Origin of the sequence: Streptomyces radicis (genome assembly GCF_003626575.1) — a bacterium.
Lineage (GTDB): Bacteria > Actinomycetota > Actinomycetes > Streptomycetales > Streptomycetaceae > Streptomyces > Streptomyces radicis.
The window spans coordinates 274,865-289,417 of the sequence record NZ_RBDY01000004.1 but is presented as its reverse complement, the minus strand read 5'-3'; the positions used below and the strand labels follow the sequence as shown (position 1 = coordinate 289,417).

General features: G+C 71.8%; 14 protein-coding genes, 2 tRNA genes and 1 pseudogene. 12 read left to right on the top strand and 5 right to left on the bottom strand.

Annotated features, from left to right (window positions below):
* Positions 1–28 precede the first annotated feature (28 nt).
* Entirely contained in the window at positions 29–667 is a 639-nt protein-coding gene (locus D7318_RS08905; RefSeq protein WP_120696321.1) for a mycothiol-dependent nitroreductase Rv2466c family protein, read from the top strand.
* Between the two features lie 157 nt (positions 668–824).
* Here D7318_RS08905 and D7318_RS08900 read toward each other — a convergent pair.
* Positions 825–941 (bottom strand): annotated as a pseudogene (locus tag D7318_RS08900) (superoxide dismutase); the annotation flags it as partial.
* A 118-nt stretch (positions 942–1,059) separates the two neighbouring features.
* Here D7318_RS08900 and D7318_RS08895 point away from each other — a divergent pair.
* The 3 genes from D7318_RS08895 to D7318_RS08885 all read left to right on the top strand — a co-directional run bounded on the left by D7318_RS08895 (position 1,060) and on the right by D7318_RS08885 (position 3,029).
* A complete protein-coding gene (locus D7318_RS08895; protein ID WP_120696320.1) occupies positions 1,060–1,641 on the top strand; it encodes a biotin transporter BioY in 582 nt (193 codons plus the stop codon).
* Positions 1,642–1,724: 83 nt separating this feature from the next.
* The gene (locus tag D7318_RS08890; protein WP_120696319.1) at positions 1,725–2,201 is read left to right on the top strand and encodes a ribose-5-phosphate isomerase; all 477 of its coding nucleotides are present in this window, start codon (positions 1,725–1,727) and stop codon (positions 2,199–2,201) included.
* Between the two features lie 6 nt (positions 2,202–2,207).
* Entirely contained in the window at positions 2,208–3,029 is an 822-nt protein-coding gene (locus D7318_RS08885) for an Fpg/Nei family DNA glycosylase (RefSeq protein ID WP_120696318.1), read from the top strand.
* 125 nt (positions 3,030–3,154) lie between these two features.
* Here the strand turns inward: D7318_RS08885 and D7318_RS08880 are convergent, their stop codons facing one another.
* Positions 3,155–4,384, bottom strand: a complete 1,230-nt coding sequence (locus tag D7318_RS08880) for a GNAT family N-acetyltransferase (RefSeq protein ID WP_120696317.1) — start codon at positions 4,382–4,384, stop codon at positions 3,155–3,157.
* A 124-nt stretch (positions 4,385–4,508) separates the two neighbouring features.
* On the opposite strand from D7318_RS08880, the gene D7318_RS08875 reads away from it, so the two are divergent.
* Together D7318_RS08875 and D7318_RS34760 are read left to right on the top strand one after the other, a co-directional pair.
* Positions 4,509–5,663: a PP2C family protein-serine/threonine phosphatase gene (locus tag D7318_RS08875; protein WP_120696316.1), complete on the top strand. Its 1,155-nt coding sequence runs from the start codon at positions 4,509–4,511 to the stop codon at positions 5,661–5,663.
* Between the two features lie 288 nt (positions 5,664–5,951).
* Entirely contained in the window at positions 5,952–6,626 is a 675-nt protein-coding gene (locus D7318_RS34760) for a M23 family metallopeptidase (protein ID WP_329604563.1), read from the top strand.
* Here D7318_RS34760 and D7318_RS08865 read toward each other — a convergent pair.
* Positions 6,616–7,794 carry an acyltransferase family protein gene (locus tag D7318_RS08865; protein ID WP_120696434.1) on the bottom strand — a complete coding sequence of 393 codons (1,179 nt, stop codon included), beginning with the start codon at positions 7,792–7,794 and terminating at the stop codon, positions 6,616–6,618. The genes D7318_RS34760 and D7318_RS08865 overlap by 11 nt on opposite strands.
* 484 nt (positions 7,795–8,278) lie before the next feature.
* Between D7318_RS08865 and D7318_RS08860 the strand changes: the two genes are divergently transcribed.
* Positions 8,279–8,497, top strand: coding sequence for a hypothetical protein (locus tag D7318_RS08860; protein WP_077061373.1), 219 nt, complete (start codon positions 8,279–8,281; stop codon positions 8,495–8,497).
* A 53-nt stretch (positions 8,498–8,550) separates the two neighbouring features.
* Here D7318_RS08860 and D7318_RS08855 read toward each other — a convergent pair.
* A tRNA-Gly gene (locus tag D7318_RS08855) sits at positions 8,551–8,621 on the bottom strand.
* A gap of 112 nt (positions 8,622–8,733) precedes the next feature.
* Between D7318_RS08855 and D7318_RS08850 the strand changes: the two genes are divergently transcribed.
* The 5 genes from D7318_RS08850 to clpX all read left to right on the top strand — a co-directional run bounded on the left by D7318_RS08850 (position 8,734) and on the right by clpX (position 13,319).
* A tRNA-Pro gene (locus tag D7318_RS08850) sits at positions 8,734–8,810 on the top strand.
* Between the two features lie 102 nt (positions 8,811–8,912).
* On the top strand, positions 8,913–10,337 hold the full coding sequence (tig, locus tag D7318_RS08845) for a trigger factor (RefSeq protein WP_120696315.1): 1,425 nt from the start codon (positions 8,913–8,915) through the stop codon (positions 10,335–10,337).
* A 138-nt stretch (positions 10,338–10,475) separates the two neighbouring features.
* The gene (locus tag D7318_RS08840; RefSeq protein ID WP_329604561.1) at positions 10,476–11,090 is read left to right on the top strand and encodes an ATP-dependent Clp protease proteolytic subunit; all 615 of its coding nucleotides are present in this window, start codon (positions 10,476–10,478) and stop codon (positions 11,088–11,090) included.
* 65 nt (positions 11,091–11,155) lie between these two features.
* Positions 11,156–11,806 carry an ATP-dependent Clp protease proteolytic subunit gene (locus D7318_RS08835; protein WP_120696314.1) on the top strand — a complete coding sequence of 217 codons (651 nt, stop codon included), beginning with the start codon at positions 11,156–11,158 and terminating at the stop codon, positions 11,804–11,806.
* A gap of 205 nt (positions 11,807–12,011) precedes the next feature.
* Entirely contained in the window at positions 12,012–13,319 is a 1,308-nt protein-coding gene (gene clpX / locus D7318_RS08830; RefSeq protein WP_120696313.1) for an ATP-dependent Clp protease ATP-binding subunit ClpX, read from the top strand.
* A gap of 115 nt (positions 13,320–13,434) precedes the next feature.
* Here clpX and D7318_RS08825 read toward each other — a convergent pair whose 3' ends face one another.
* A complete protein-coding gene (locus tag D7318_RS08825; protein ID WP_120696312.1) occupies positions 13,435–14,469 on the bottom strand; it encodes a hypothetical protein in 1,035 nt (344 codons plus the stop codon).
* Between the last annotated feature and the right edge of the window lie 84 nt (positions 14,470–14,553).

Genomic DNA, 14,553 nt, shown 5'->3' with positions numbered 1-14,553 from the left:
GTGCCGTTCGCACAAGGAGAGAAGAGACATGCCGGAGACCGCAGAGAAGACGCCCGCCGACTTCTGGTTCGACCCGCTCTGTCCGTGGGCCTGGATGACCTCGCGCTGGATGCTCGAGGTGGAGAAGGTGCGCCCGGTCACGGTGCGCTGGCACGTGATGAGCCTCGCGGTGCTCAACGAGCCGAGGATGGACGAGGTGCCCGAGGAGTACCGCGAGGCCATGCGCAACGCGTGGGGTCCGGTCCGCGTGTGCGTCGCGGCGGAGCAGGCGCATGGCAACGACGTGCTCGGTCCGCTCTACACGGCGCTCGGCATCCGCGCGCACAACGGCGGCAGGAAGCTCGGGCGCGAGGTGATCGTCGAGGCCCTTGAAGAGGCCGGGCTGCCCGCCGAGCTCGCGGACGCGGCGGACTCGGACGCCTATGACGCGGAGCTGCGCGCGTCGCACAAGGAGGGCATCGACCTGGTCGGCCAGGACGTCGGCACGCCCGTGATCGCCGTTCCCGGCGCGGACGGCGAGCAGATCGCGTTCTTCGGCCCCGTCGTCACCCCGGCCCCCAAGGGCGAGGCGGCCGCGCAGCTGTGGGACGGCACGCTCCTGGTCGCCTCGATCCCCGGCTTCTACGAGATCAAGCGCACCAGGACGGTCGGCCCGCAGTTCGACTGAGGCCCGCGCGCCCCTGAGGCCGTGAGCCCCTGAGGCGGCGCACGTGAATCGGCCCCCGCGCGATGCCTCCGCGCGGGGGCCGTTCCCCCGGTCCGTCCGCCTGCCCGGTGGTGCGGTGAGAAGACGATCAGGCGGCCGGGGGGTCATGGAGCGGCCTTCAGGGGGCGATCAGCAGGGCGTTCGCCCGCTCCTTGGCCGCCGTGTACCGCTCGGCGACATCCTGCCAGTTCACCACACGCCACATGGCCTCGACGAAGTCGACCTTCCGGCCGCGGGACCTGGCCTCCGCGGTGTCGTCAACATCACCCCGTCGGGGCACGGGGCTTGGGCTAGCGTCGGTGGGCACCCCCCGGTGCCCCGTTCACGTCCCCGACTCCACCGAGGAGCCGCCCATGAGCACCGCCGTTCTCGCCGATCTGCTGCCCGCCGCCACCCTGCCCCGCGCGCGGGCGCGGGACGCCGCGCTGGTCGTCGGGGGAGCCGTGCTCACCGGGCTCGCCGCGCAGCTCGCGGTCCCGGTGCCCGGCAGCCCGGTCCCGGTCACCGGGCAGACGTTCGCCGCGCTGCTCATCGGCGCCTCGCTCGGCACATGGCGCGCCTTCGCGTCGCTCCTGCTCTACGCGCTGGTCGGGATGGCGGGCATGCCGTGGTTCTCGGAAGGCGCCTCGGGCTGGTCCATGCCGTCCTTCGGCTACATCATCGGCATGACCGCCGCCGCCGCGGCCGTCGGCGCCCTGGCCCGCCGCGGCGGCGACCGCACGGTGGCGCGCACCGCGGGCACGATGCTGGTCGGCATGGCGATCACGTACGCCGTCGGCGTTCCCTATCTCGCCCTTGACACCGGCATGTCGGCGGCCGAGGCGATCGACGCGGGGCTGACGCCGTTCCTCATCGGCGACGCGCTCAAGGCGGCCCTCGCGATGGGCGCCCTGCCGCTCGCCTGGCGCCTGGTCCGCCCCGACGACGAGCGCTGACGACGAGCGCTGACGATGAGCGCTGACACCGTGTCGGGGAGACCGCCGAACGGCGCTCTCCCCGGCCGTGCCAGACTCGACCCATGCGCGTCTACCTCGGCTCCGACCACGCCGGTTACGAACTCAAGAGCCATCTGACCGACTGGCTGAAGGGCCATGGCCACGAGCCGGTCGACTGCGGCCCCCACCACTACGACGCCGCCGACGACTACCCCCCGTACTGCCTGCGCACCGCCGAGCGCGCCGTGGCCGACCCCGGATCGCTCGGCATCGTGATCGGCGGCTCGGGCAACGGCGAGGCCATCGCCGCCAACAAGGTGCCAGGAGCCCGCTGCGCGCTCGCCTGGAGCGAGGAGACCGCCCGCCTCGCGCGCCTGCACAACGACGCCAACCTCCTGAGCCTCGGCGCCCGCATGCACACCACCGACGAGGCCACGTCGTATGTCGCGGTGTTCCTGGCAACGGAGTTCACCGGCGAGGAGCGCCACAGCCGCCGCATCGCCATGCTCACGGGCTACGAGGCCGACGGCACCATCCCCCCCGCCCCCGAGCTGGACTGAGCGCCCGTGCCGGAAGGCCACACCATCCACCGGCTCGCCGCGGCATACGGCGAACGCTTCGGCGGCGGCGACCCGGTGCGAGCCCGTTCCCCCCAGGGCAAGTTCGCCGACGGCGCCGCCCTCGTCGACGGCCAGCCCCTCATCGCCGCCGAGGCGCACGGCAAGCACCTCTTCCTCGGCTTCACGGGCGTCGGCTGGGTCCATGTGCACCTGGGCCTCTACGGCAAGGTCGCGTTCGGCGATGGCCCGGCCCCCGCCCCCGTCGGCCAGGTCAGGCTCCGCCTCGCCACCGCCGAGCACTGGGCCGACCTGCGCGGGCCCGCGCGCTGCGCGCTCGTCACCGACGCCGAGAAGCGCGCCGTCACCGACCGCCTCGGCCCCGACCCGCTGCGCGCGGGCGAGCCGGGCCAGGACGCCGAACGTGCCTGGCCCCGCGTCACGGGCCGCCGCGTCGCCATCGCCGAGCTGCTGCTCGACCAGCGCGTCATCGCGGGGCCGGGGAACATCTACCGCGCCGAGGTCCTCTTCCGCCGCGGCATCGACCCCCACCGCCCTGGCCGCGGCCTCACGCGCCGCGAGTGGGACGGCATCTGGGACGATCTGGTCGCGCTCATGCGCGAGGGCGTGCGCGCCGGGCGCATCGACACCGTGCGCCCCGAGCACACCCCCGAGGCCATGGGCCGCCCACCGCGCCAGGACGAGCACGGCGGCGAGGTCTACGTCTACCGCCGCGCCGGTGCGCCCTGCCACGTGTGCGGAACGCCCGTGCGCACCGCGGTGCTCGCCGCCAGGAACCTGTTCTGGTGCCCCGTGTGCCAGCCGCGGTGACCCCTCCCACCACCGGGGTCACCCCCGTTCCGGCCCTCGCCACCGGTCCGGTCAAGAGCCTCCCGGGTGTCGGTGCGGGGCCGTATTCTCGGCCTTCACGACACCAGGAGGGTGGGCCTGTGCCGTCAGAACGTATGGGGGAGCCAGGGCGCGACAGGGCTGGTGAACGCCACGCTCGCCGCCGCGAGCGCGCCCGCGCGCTCCTCGACGACCAGCCCCGCCCCGGCCAGCGCGGTGAGCGACGCGCCCCCGAGACAAGCCGCGCCGAGGACCCGCACCGGAAGCGCAAGATCCGCCGCGTCCCCGGTGCGGGCGCACACCGCGCCGCCGGGCCCGCCGGACAGCCGCCAGCGCCCGGTGTTCCCCGGGCAGACGTCGTCGGCGACGTCGATGACCACATCGAGCTCGGTCGCGTAGGAGCGCGCGGCCAGCGCCGCCCCGACGTCCAAGGGCCGCGCGTACAGCCGGTCCTGGAGCCGCAGGTCGCACCGGCGCACATCGGACACCAGGTGCAGCAGCGGGGCGTCCACCGGCAGGTCGCGCAGCACGACCGTGCTCATCAGGTCCATCTCCATCAGCTGCCGCAGCAGCGCCGCGTACGCCGCGGGCGTGGCCGCCTCGAGATCGTGCACCACGACCGCTCCTTCGGGCCCGGCCGCCCTGAACGCCGGCCTGAGGGCGAAGCGCGCGTAGCCCACCAGCTCGCCGTCGCGCTCGGCCAGCAGACACCGGCGCGCGGACGCCCCCTCGCGCTCCCCCGGCGGGTCGAGCAGCGGCAGCCGCTCCCAGCCGGGGCGCCGCTCCAGCATCCCGGGCCGCCGCGGCACGAGCCGCGCGTACAGCTCCTCGCAGCGCGGCGCCGCCGCCACCGGGTCCGCCACGGACAGGGCGATGTCGTCGGTCCCCGCGGGCGCGTTCACCCGCACCCGCGTGCTGTCGACCGTCGCGGACAGCCGCCGCGTCGCCGCCCCGAAGCCGAAGCGGCCGTAGATGTCCGGCTCCGACGCGGTCAGCAGCGCGAGCGGCTCGCCCGCCTCGCGGTAGTCGTCGAGGGCCCGCCGCATCATCCGGCGCAGCAGCCCGCGCCGCCGGTGCGTCGAGGCGACGTGCACCATCGTGATCCCCGCCGCGGGCACCACGGCCCCGCCGGGCACCGACACCCCCAGGGCGAACGTCCCGAGCGAGCCCACCACCCGGTCCCCGTCCCACACCCCGAGCGAACGGTCCAGGTCGACCAGCTCGTGCCACAGGCGGCGTTCGTCGGCCGACTCCTTCAGCCCGCCGAACGCCCACTCCAGCGCCGTGTACCACGCGTCGAGCTCGTCCTTGGACACCGTCCGCAGCTCCGTCGTCATGCGCCCATGCCTACCAGGGCGCGCGACGCGGGGCGAGGCGGTTTCCACGCGGGCGGCCAGGGCGCGGCCCTTCCGGAGCCCGGGGTTCGACGTGGCGCCGAACGGGTGGATAAGGTCGCAGGTCATGGCACGCGGCAGTAGGACGGCAACCCTGAGGGCCAGGCGGGAGAGGGCCCACAAGACGGTCCACCGCCTGCGCACGGGCCTGCGCCGTTCCGCCGTCGACTACTTCAGGGGCGGCGGCTCCGAGTGGCTCGCCTTCCTCGCCCTCTTCCTGACCGTCCCCGTCTTCACCGGCGCCACCGTCGTCTGGCCCGCCTGGTGCCCGCCCGAGGCGCTCGTGCTGCCCCTGGTCGCGGGCGGCCTGCTGCTGCGGCCCGCCAGCCTCCTCGGGCTCTACGCCATCGCCGCCACCGCGCTGGTGCTCGAGACCGCGCTCATCGAGGCGCGGGACGTCAGCCCCGACCCCGTGCGCCCCGGGTCGATCCTCGTGGTGGCCGCCGTGGCGCTGATCGGCCTGCTCATCGCCCAGTTCCGCAGCCGCGTCGGCGTGCCGTGGCGGCGCGGCGGCACGATGCTGTTCGACCTGCGCGAGCGGATCCGCGCCCAGAGCGCCCTGCCGCAGCTGCCCAAGGGCTGGCACCGCGAGATGTCGCTGCGCCCCGCGGGCGGCCAGTCGTTCTCCGGCGACTTCGTCGTCGCCGCCCGCACCGGGCCCGAGGGCCGCAGCCTCGAGGTCGTCCTCACCGATGTCTCGGGCAAGGGCATGGACGCGGCCTCGCGCTCGCTCCTGCTCTCGGGCGCGTTCGGCGGGCTGCTCGGCTCGCTGCCGCCGCACCAGTTCCTGCCCGCGGCCAACGGCTACCTGCTGCGCCAGAGCTGGGACGAGGGCTTCGCGACCTCCATCCACCTGGTGCTCGACCTCGACACCGGCGACTACGAGCTGATATCCGCGGGACACCTGCCGGGCGTCCAGCTCAACGCCGGGACGGGCCGCTGGCACGAGATCGCCGCCGAGGGCCCGCTCCTCGGGGTCTACGACGGCGCGGAGTTCCACCCGGCGAAGGGCACGCTGCGCCGCGGCGACGTGCTCATGCTGTTCACCGACGGGCTCGTCGAGCGCTCCGACCGCGACCTGTCCGAGGGCATCGACCGCCTCACCGGCGAGGCCGACCGCTATGTGACCACCGGCTTCCGCGGCGCCGCGTGGCACCTGATCGAGGCCGTCGCCAAGGACGTCAACGACGACCGCGCCCTCCTGCTGATCAGCCGCGAGTGATCGGCCGTTGAGTGATCACCCGGCGGGGCGGATTGCCCCGCGCGCCACCTGACGGCACGGCAGGCCGTCATGAGCTGGGCCGATCACACACGGTGCGGGCGCCCCCGTGTCCGCCGATCGGCGGCGGCCCACCCGCCCGCCCTGATGCGCCGCGCGGCGCGCTGCCGTTGGCTCGGAGCCATGACCGATGCCCCCGCCACACCCCGCGCCACACCCCCTGCCGCACCTCCCGTCACACCGCACGCGCGCCCCGCGCGCCACCGCGCCCTGAGCGGGCTTCAACGCGCCATGAGCCGCCGTCAGCGCCCGACCGGCAGACGCCTGAGCCGCCGCGCCGTCGGCTGCACCCTGCTCGGCGCCCTGGTGATAACGGGCCCCTGGACCGTACAGGCCGTCAGCCAGGGGGCGGAGGCGCCAGGCCCTTTCGGCCCCGAGCCGTTCGGCAGCGGCCTCTACGACCTGCCGCTCGCGTCGCTCGAATCCCTCGGCCCCCTGGGGCCCGTAGGCCCGATCGGGCCCGTCGTCCCGCGCGACCCGTTCTGGGGCCTGTTCGCCGCGGACGAGTGGACGGCCCCGGTCAGCGGCTACCCCGTCTCGGCCGCGTACGGCATCCCCGGCGGCTGGGCGGCCGGGTACCACACGGGCGTCGACTGGGCCGCGCCCACGGGCACCACCGTCAGATCCGTCGGCCCGGGCACCGTCGTGCTCGCCGGGGACGCGGGCGACTACGGGAACGCCGTCATCATCAAGATGACCGACGGCTACTACACCCTCTACGCGCACCTCTCCGTGGTCACCGTCCGCGTGGGCCAGCAGGTCTCGGGCGGGACCCAGGTGGGGGAGAGCGGCAACACGGGCCGCAGCACGGGGCCGCACCTGCACTTCGAGGTCAGGGCGGGCGAGAACTACGGCAGTGACGTCGACCCGGTCGCCTATCTCGCCCGGCACGGCGTCAAGGTCTGACGGGCCGCTGCCCCGAGGCGCTCCGCTCCCGCGCCTCGCGCCCCTCCGGCGCCTCGCGCGTCTCGTGCGTCTCCCGCTCCTCGCGCCTGAACGCCCAGCCCATCGAAGGCTCCACCAGGAAGCGGAACGCCAGGCGCACCGGCGGCGTGCACAGCACGGTGATCACCACGGCGCCGATCACGGTCACCGCCACGACCCCGCCGGGGGTGGCGACCCACGGGGCCTCGTACCAGTCCCACCAGCGCGAGCCCTTGGCCACGAAGCCGTGCAGCAGATACCCGTACACCGTCCCGGCGCCCAGCACGGTGAACCAGGTGCGCCCCTTCGGCACCCACGCCAGGAAGCACACCGTCAGCACCAGGCCGCAGCCGAAGAGCGCCAGGCTCATCACCACGCCGACCGACCACGGCTGCCCCAACTCCTGGGCGCTGTGCGTGCGATAGAACCAGCCGTGCTCCATGCGCGGCGCCGCCCAGTACGCCATGGCGAGCGCGGCCGCCACCACCGGCACGGACGCCAGCCGCACCTCGCGCCGCCGCGCCCACGCGAAGTGCTCGCGCCGCGCGAGCAGTCCGAGCACGAAGAACGGCAGGAACTGGAGCACGCGCTGGATGTTGAGGTCGTTCCCCAGGTGCGGGGACACGGCGGCGAGCGCGGCGATCACCAGCGCCACCGGCAGCGGCCACCTGATGAGCTTCCACACCGGCGCGGTCAGCCGCCAGATGAACAGCGCGATCAGGAACCATGTGACGTAGTACGGGTCGAGCAGGCTGATGGGGTAGTCGGGGTCGTTGTCGCCCCAGCGCTTGAAGAGGACATACAGCGTGTCGAACACCAGGAACGGCACCAGGATCCCGGCGATCAGCCGCCGCAGCTGGTCGGGCCGCCCGGTGAACGACCGGGAGAAATACCCCGCGAGCAGGATGAACGCGGGCATATGAAACGTGTAGACGAAGACGTAGAGCGCCGACGCGGCCCTGGAGTCGTCGCGCAGCGGTGTCCAGGCGTGCCCCATGGCGACGAGCAGGATCGCCAGGTACTTCGCGTTGTCGAAGAAGGGGTCGCGCGGCTTCACCCGCGGCGGATCGTCCGTGACTGACGGTGGGGGGTCAGCCGCCGTCGCCCGGACCGCGGGCAGGGAGGCTCGTTGATTACGGACGTGCAACATCGTCCACACGCTAGCGCTTTTCCCCGTGACCGGTAAATCCTCGTGACACCCCTCACGGAAATCGCGTGGCCGAAATCGCGCGCCACCTCGCGCGACGGCGGGTCATGGCGGCATGGATCGCCCGAGCGCCCGAAATGCCGTGAAGTGACCGGCTTATATGGGTCGTATCGCCCAACTCCACCCGCCCATCGCTCACATGAGCCCCGCCGGGTAATCGGCGCGCCGGGATTTCCCGCACCGGAAGTGTGCCGCTCGTGTGTGGGCCCCTCGAATTCCCCGTGACCGGGCACCTCATGCATCACGGGACGGTAACGTTCAACATCGGTACCTAGGTCGGGACCCGGCCCGAGGCCGAAGGTGAACGGTGCGTCACCGCCCTCCACGCGCCGTCGTGTTGATGGCACGATGGTGCCTGCGGGGGTGCGGCGGCCGTGGTCAAGCCCCCGGACGAGCAGAGGCGAAGCTTCCGAAGGTGTGATCAGTTGTGGTTATCTCGTTCTCTCTGGCCCTGCTGTTCGGCGTGATCATGTTCTTCATGATCCGCGGCGGGGTCATCAAGTGGGGACCGGCCATCGTGGCGATCCTCTTCGGCTTCTCCCTCGCCTCCACCGGAGCGGCCGACCCCATAGAGGACTTCCTCAACGGTGTCACCGACGCCGTGGACAACGTCGACGACTCGATCAACGACTCGGGCGGCGAGTAGACGAAGGCCCGGCTCCCCGCGGTGAGACGACGAGGGCGCCGGGCCAAGAACCGAGCGGGCGACGGGAATCGAACCCGCGTAGCTGGTTTGGAAGACCAGGGCTCTACCATTGAGCTACGCCCGCGACGGTGAGCATCGTAGCAGCGGCGGGCGCCCCATCGCCCGCCTCCGCCGGTCCCCGGCGAACCCGACCGCGTGCGGGCCTGTACGCTACGTGTCGCGTCGTGAGCCGTCAGCGGGGTGTGGCGCAGCTTGGCAGCGCGTCCGCTTTGGGAGCGGAAGGCCGTCGGTTCGAATCCGGCCACCCCGACCACGTACTATGAATAACTCGCGCGCCTGAGGCGTGCCCGCGCGACGAGTCGGGCCGCCAGGACCCGTGCCCGACCTCTTGATGTCAGCCCCAAGGAGACCGACCGTGAAGAGCGCCGTGGAGACCCTGAACCCCACCCGGGTTCGGCTCACTGTCGAGGTGCCCTTCGAGGAGCTCAAGCCCAGCCTCGACGCGGCGTACCGGAAGATCAACCAGCAGGTGCAGGTGCCCGGCTTCCGCAGGGGCAAGATCCCGGCCCGCATCATCGACCAGCGCTTCGGCCGCGGGGCGGTCCTCGAGGAGGCGGTCAACGACGCGCTTCCCAAGTTCTACAGCGAGGCGGTCTCCGAGGGCGAGATCAACCCCCTCGGCCAGCCCGACGTGGACATCAAGGAGCTGAAGGACAACGAGCTGCTGACGTTCACCGCCGAGGTCGACATCCGCCCCGAGATCGAGATCCCCGACTACACGGGCATCGAGGTCACCGTCGACGCGGCCGAGGTCGCCGACGAGGACGTGGACTCCGCCGTCGAGCGGCTGCGCGAGCGCTTCGCCACCACCACGGCCGTCGAGCGCGCCGCCGCCGAGGGCGATGTCGTCAAGATCGACCTCGAGGCCCGCGTCGACGGCGAGATCCTCGACGACGGCGTCGCCTCGGGGGTCAGCTACACGATCGGCTCGGGCCAGATGCTCGAAGGCCTCGACGAGGCCGTCACCGGGCTCGAGGCGGGCGGCACCGCGACGTTCACCAGCGAGCTCAAGGGCGGCTCGGCCGCCGGGCGCGAGGCCGAGGTCACGGTCACCGTCGAGTCGGTCTCCTCGCGCGAGCTGCCCGAGCTCGACGACGACTTCGCCCAGCTGGCCAGCCAGTTCGACACGCTCGACGAGCTGCGCGACGACAGCCGCCGCAGGCTGGTCGACGAGCGCAAGTACCAGCAGGCCACCGAGGCCCAGGAGAAGGTGCTCGACGCCCTTCTCGAGCTGGTCGAGGTCCCGATCCCGCAGAAGCTGCTCGCCGACGAGATCGAGACCCGCACGCACAACCTCGAGCACCACCAGCTCGCCCAGCTCGGCATGGACCTCGACGCCTACCTCTCCCTCCAGGAGAAGACGCGCGAGGAGTTCGAGGCCGAGCTGCGCGAGCAGGCCGAGAAGGGGATCCGCACCCAGTTCGTGCTGGACGAGATCGCCAAGGTCGAGAAGCTCAATGTCAGCCAGGAGGAGCTCACCGAGCACCTCATGCGCAGGGCGCAGTCCTCGGGCATGAGCCCCGACCAGTTCGCCAAGGCGGTCGTCGAGGGCGGCCAGGTGCCGATGCTGGTCGGCGAGGTCAGCCGCGGCAAGGCCCTCGCGGTCGTGGTCGAGCACGTCACGGTGACCGACTCCAACGGCGAGACGGTCCACCTCGACGACGACGAGGACGTGACGGAGGACGCGGCGGAGGCCGTGGCGGAGACCGGGACGGTCGAGGCCGCCGAGAGCGCCTCGACCGGGGACGCCGAAGCGGGCGACGCGGACACCCGCGCCTGACACCCTGCGCTGACAGCGAACAGTTCCCAGGTCGGGATGGGTCGATCGGCACCGCGCGTTAGGGTCCGTAGATACAACGCAGATGCCAAGTGACGGCCGGGCGACTGCCTGGCCGTCCGGAAATGAGCAGGTGGATACGTGACGCTCTTGATGCCCTCCGCCATGGCGGAGCCGACGAACGGCAGCCTCGGCGATCAGGTCTACAACCGGCTGCTCAACGAGCGGATCATCTTCCTCGGGCAGCCGGTGGACGACGACATCGCCAACCGGATCACCGCCCAGCTGCTGCTCCTCGCGGCCGACCCTGACAAGGACATCTGGCTGTACATCAACAGCCCCGGCGGCTCCATCACCGCGGGCATGGCCATTTACGACACCATGCAGTACATCAAGAACGACGTGGTGACGATCGCCATGGGCCTGGCCGCCTCGATGGGCCAGTTCCTGCTGACCGCGGGCGCCGCGGGCAAGCGCTACGCCCTGCCGAACGCCGAGGTGCTGATCCACCAGCCCTCCGCGGGCCTCGCGGGCTCCGCCTCGGACATCAAGATCCACGCGGAGCAGCTGCTGCGCACCAAGGCGAAGATGGCCAAGCTCTCGGCCCAGCACTCGGGCGTCAGCATCGAGCAGTGGGAGCGGGACGCCGACAGGGACCGCTGGTTCTCCGCCGAGGAGGCCAGGGACTACGGCCTGCTCGACCAGGTCATCAACAGCGCCGCGGATGTCGCGGGCGGTGGCGGCACGGGCGCCTGAGCCGCGCGCCAGGCCCCAAGCCCTCGTTCGGACGCCCTCCCTACCCAAGGCGGTACAGAAACCCCATGAACTCCTTTCCAGGCTCCGCCCTCTACGACCGTCTCCCCGCCGAGTCCCGCTATGTCATCCCACGCTTCGTCGAGCGGACGTCACAGGGCGTGCGCGAGTACGACCCGTACGCCAAGCTCTTCGAGGAGCGCGTGATCTTCCTCGGCGTGCAGATCGACGACGCGTCGGCCAACGACGTGATGGCGCAGCTGCTCTGCCTCGAGTCGATGGACCCGGACCGCGACATCCAGATCTACATCAACAGCCCGGGCGGCTCGTTCACCGCGCTCACCGCGATCTACGACACGATGGAGTTCGTCAAGCCGGACATCCAGACGGTCTGCATGGGCCAGGCGGCCTCCGCCGCGGCCGTGCTGCTCGCGGCGGGCACCCGGGGCAAGCGCATGGCGCTGCCGAACGCCAGGGTGCTGATCCACCAGCCGTACACCGAGACGGGCCGCGGCCAGGTCTCGGACCTGGAGATCGCCGCCCGCGAGGTGCAGCGCATGCGCACCCAGCTCGAGGAGATGCTGGCGAAGCACTCCACGCGCCCGATCGAGCAGATCAGCGACGACATCGAGCGTGACAAGATTCTCACCGCCGAGGACGCGGTGGCATACGGTCTGATCGACCAGATCGTGACCACGCGCACCTCGACGGCCGACTGAATCGGCCTGAACAGGCCCGCGCACAGCATCACGGCACACGACAACGCAAGAGGACGACCGGCCCACCCCCTTTTGGCGGGAAGGCCCCGTGGAGGGGGATTCCCGTCAAGGGGGGCCACTGCGCCCCGGCGACAAGGTACCGTCGTCTTCAGAAGGCATCAGTGCACCGTCTCCCGGCGGTGCGCAGGCGAAGGGGAAGCACCTCGTGGCACCACGCATCGGTGATGGCGGCGATCTGCTCAAGTGCTCGTTCTGCGGAAAGAGCCAGAAGCAGGTGAAGAAGCTCATCGCAGGCCCGGGGGTCTATATCTGCGACGAGTGCATCGATCTCTGCAACGAGATCATCGAGGAGGAGCTGGCCGAGTCGCCCGACTCGGATCTCAGCGAGCTCCCGAAGCCGCGCGAGATCTACGACTTCCTCGAGAGCTATGTGGTCGGCCAGGAGGACGCCAAGAAGGCGCTCTCCGTCGCCGTGTACAACCACTACAAGCGCGTGCGCGCCAGCGAGGTGGACACCGGCCAGTCCCGTGACGAGGAGATCGAGGTCGGCAAGTCCAACATCCTGCTCCTCGGCCCCACGGGCTCGGGGAAGACGCTGCTGGCCCAGACGCTCGCCCGCATGCTGAACGTCCCGTTCGCGATCACCGATGCGACCGCCCTCACCGAGGCGGGATACGTGGGCGAGGACGTCGAGAACATTCTGCTCAAGCTCATCCAGGCCGCCGATTACGACATCAAGAAGGCCGAGCAGGGGATCATCTACATCGACGAGATCGACAAGGTCGCCCGCAAGAGCGAGAACCCCTCGATCACGCGCGATGTCTCGGGCGAGGGCGTTCAGCAGGCGCTGCTGAAGATCCTGGAGGGCACCACGGCCGCGGTGCCGCCGCAGGGCGGGCGCAAGCACCCGCACCAGGAGTTCCTCCAGATCGACACCTCGAACGTTCTCTTCATCGTGGGCGGCGCCTTCGCTGGGCTCGACGACATCATCAGGGCCCGCTCGGGCGCCCGCGGCATCGGCTTCGGCGCGGACCTGCGGTCCAAGCGCGACCGCGACTCCGCCCAGCTGCTGACCGACGCCCTCCCCGAGGACCTGGTCAAGTACGGCATGATCCCCGAGTTCATCGGCCGCCTGCCGATCATCACGTCCGTGCACAACCTCGACCAGGAGGCGCTGCTCCGCATCCTGATCGAGCCGAGGAACGCCCTGGTCAAGCAGTACCAGCGGCTCTTCGAGCTGGACGGCGTCGAGCTCGAGTTCAACCTCCCCGCCCTCGAGGCCATCGCCGACCAGGCGATCCTGCGCGGCACGGGCGCCCGCGGCCTCCGCGCGATCATGGAGGAGGTCCTGATGTCGGTGATGTACGAGGTGCCATCGCGCCAGGACGTCGGCCAGGTGCTGATCACGGAGGACGTCGTGCGCTCCAACGTGAACCCCACGCTGGTCCCCCGCTCCCGGCTGACCAAGCAGCAGCGCGGCACCACCGCGCCGCCGCACGAGAAGACCGCCTGAGCCCGCGCCGGCCCCCATGGATTGACCCACGGACAAGGGCCCTGACCACCTCGACGAGGCGGTCAGGGCCCTTGTCCACGCCCGAGCGGCGGCGGGGTCAGCCGACCTCCACCACTCAGCCGACCTCCACCACGGAGTCCGCGCGGAACTGCCGGGTGATCTCGGCGGCGTCCGCCAGGCTCGGCGGCTCGGGGGAGTCCATCTCGGGCATCTCGGTCGCCGTGGTCGGGTCGAAGTCCGCGGGAAACTCCGGGGTGCTCTGGAACAGCACGATGCCCATCGTGCTGTAGTCGGCCCACGCGCAGATCGTGGCCTGCACGGGGTAGCCAAGCGACGGGTCATCCTCGGCGCCGCGCCCGATCTGGCACTTCAGGTACGCGTCGTCGTTCGAGAAGTCGGACGGCTCGCCCTCGAGCCGGATCTCGCTGTCCTCGGCGTTGGCCTCCTCGGTGGCCAGGCCGAAGAGGGCGTCGACGCCCGCCTCGGGGTCGGGGACGTCGCCCCACATGCCGCCGACCATGGCGATGATGCCGCCGGGCTCGGGGATGTCGTCGCTCAGGGCGACGTTCGCGAAGGCCGCGCTGTCGCCCTCCATCTCGGACAGGCCGAGCTCCGCCTGCTCCTCGTCGGAGGGCAGGTCCATGCCACCGAGATCCCCGTCGCGCGTGAACTCGCCGCTGGAGTCCGGCAGGGCGAGCGTGTACGCCGTGCCGTCGTCGCTCGGGGCGCCGGTGGCGCCGCCGTCGTCACCGCTCAGCAGGAAGAACGCCCCACCGCCGACCACGGCGAGTGCGGCGACGACCGCGACGACGATGAGCGGCGTCCTGTTCTTGGCGGGGCCTGGCGGGGGCGGGCCGCCTGGGTAGCCGCCCTGGCCCGGCGGCGGGTACTGCCCCTGCGGCGGGTACTGGCCAGGCGGCGGCTGCTGGCCGTAGGGGCCGGGCGCCTGCGGCTGACCGTAGGGCGCGCCCTGCGGCGGCGCGGGCGGGCCCGGCTGCTGCTGCGGGAAGCCATAGCCCGGGGAGCCCGGTGCCCCGCCCTGGCCGTACGGGCTTCCGCCGCCGGGTGGCGGACCCTGCGGCGGCTGCGCCCCGTACGGGCCGGGCTGGCCAGGTTGCTGGCCGTAGGGGCCCGGCTGGTTGTAACTCATGATGCTCCCCCTCGAGGAACCTGGATATACGCACTACTGCGCACATCCTGTCCGACGAGATGCCTCGCTGTACATTCACGCGGC